The organism is Campylobacter sp. BCW_6460, assembly GCF_001762705.1.
Lineage (GTDB): Bacteria > Campylobacterota > Campylobacteria > Campylobacterales > Campylobacteraceae > Campylobacter_D > Campylobacter_D jejuni.
The window spans coordinates 1,162-3,263 of record NZ_MJXI01000042.1; the positions used below are offsets into that span (position 1 = coordinate 1,162).

The 2,102-nt window shown below is 25.5% G+C and carries 1 protein-coding gene; it reads right to left on the reverse strand.

Translation table 11 applies throughout. The features are described from left to right. Positions 1-810 precede the first annotated feature (810 nt). Complete coding sequence (locus AJ881_RS09115; RefSeq protein WP_070274827.1) at positions 811-1,566, reverse strand: basic amino acid ABC transporter substrate-binding protein; 756 nt, start codon at positions 1,564-1,566, stop codon at positions 811-813. Positions 1,567-2,102 lie beyond the last annotated feature (536 nt).

The window sequence follows — 2,102 nt, forward strand, 5'->3', positions numbered from 1 at the left end:
GTGAGAATTCCTGAGTTTTTATTTCCCCAAACTCCCATATAAATTTGACCATTAACTTGACCTTTATTTTCAAAGGTATTGACAGTGATGGTTCCTGTGAGGTTATCTCGGCTATTTTGTATGGCTACTTTACCATTGATGGTTCCATTATTGGTAAGATTAGTAAGAGTAAGAGTATCGCTGTTGCTAGCATGGACATAGATAATTTTATCGTTGTTATTCTCATTGCCTAAAGTTCCATTTTTTTCAATTGTTATAGAATGAGAACCATTTCCATTAACTTCTATTGTGTTAGTTTGTGAATTGCTTACGGTCGTATCAATTCTTGCTTGAGGACTATAAACACTTGCTGAACTAGCCTTAAGATTTTTATTTGCTTCATCATAAGTTTTTATTTCAGGAGTAAGTGTAGCATTAGCACAACTCGCTAAGAAAGAAATAGTAGCTAAAGATAAAACTATCTTTTTAGAATTTAAACAGGGTTCTTTAATCCCCCCCCCGTAGACACCTTACTTGAAATAATATTTTTACTCAAATATTTTTCTCCTTCCTTATTTAAAATGATTTATTTTGAAATTAATTTCATATTATTTATTTTTTAATAATAATATAAAATATAAAAATAAAATAGCGGAATAATAAAATATTTAAACTTAAAATATAATTAAATATTAATTATTATAAAACTATATAGTTTGAATTTAAATTTTATTTTATAAAAAAATTGATTTAATGGGAGTAAATTTATATGAAATGTTATTTTACAAAACACAACGAAGATTTAAGTTGTATAAGCGTGAATTTTCACGCTTACTCTAGTTCATATTTTTTCATCAAAGTATTGTAAAATCCATTGGTTTTTACCTCGTCTATACCTTTGTCAAAAATTTTTACCAATTCTTTTTGTTTGTTTTTATTAAAAGCAAAGCTAAAGCCTTCTCCACCATCCATTTCTTGGTAAAAACTTATCAAGTCTGGATTTTCAGCTAAAAAACCTTTAGCAGTATCTTCATCTGCGATAATAGCATCAATTTTCTTGTTTTTTAGTGCTAAAACAGCAATATTTAAATCTTTATTGCTTTGCACTTGTGCATTTTTGATAGCTTTTGCAGTATTTTCTTGTAAAGTTCCTAGTTGAACTCCTATTTTTTTACCTTCTAAATCATTTTTTGTTTGAAGTAAATTGTTACTTTTTAGTTTAAGATAAAGATTTTTACTCATATAGTAAGGTTTGGTAAAATCAACACTCTGTCTTCTTTCATCCGTTGCACTCATAGCCGAGGCAATCATATCGATTTTACCGGCTTTTAAAGCAGGTATTAACCCATCGAAATTGGTTTCAACCCAAACAATTTTAATACCATTTTTTTGGGCAATCTCTTCTACTAGATCCGTATCAAAGCCTGTGAGTTTTGAATTTTCTTTATAATTAAAAGGTTTATAGTTTGGGGCAGTTCCAACCTTTAATTCTACGCTTGCATTTGTTTCTTTGTTTTTAGAATCATTGCAAGCGTTTAAAAATAAGCCAATCAAGGCAACTAAAACAACACTAAATATTTTTTTCATTTTCTTCCTTTGATATAAAATGTTTTAAAATTATACTTATTTTAAATTTATATTTAATTAAGTCTGATTGCTTTTTGCAATTTTAAATTATATAATCTTTAAAATATATTTTTATACAAAATTTTCAAAAACCTACCAAATATTTATATTATTTAATCCTTTATTTAATCCCCTTTTAAGTTTAATTGGTTATACTTTCATTTCCTTTTTTTGAAAAAAGGACTTAAAATCTTTTAAATTATAAAGTTTCACTAACTGAGTAGATTTTATAAATTAACTTTATTTTAGATTTTTTAAGTTTTTAAATTATTTGAGTTTTTAACTTTCTTAATTTTTTAATTTAAAACTAAAAGCTTTTTTATAAATCTTGTTTTTAATTTAAAAACTTTTCTTTTAAAAATGATTTTTTGTTTTGTTCTTTTAACTTAGTATTGTTATTCAAATCTTATTAGTCAATCTTTGAAATCTAAATAAGTGATCGATTGAGCCAGAAAGATTTAGGCATAAGCAATTATGTAAAATCTATTCAATCTAAT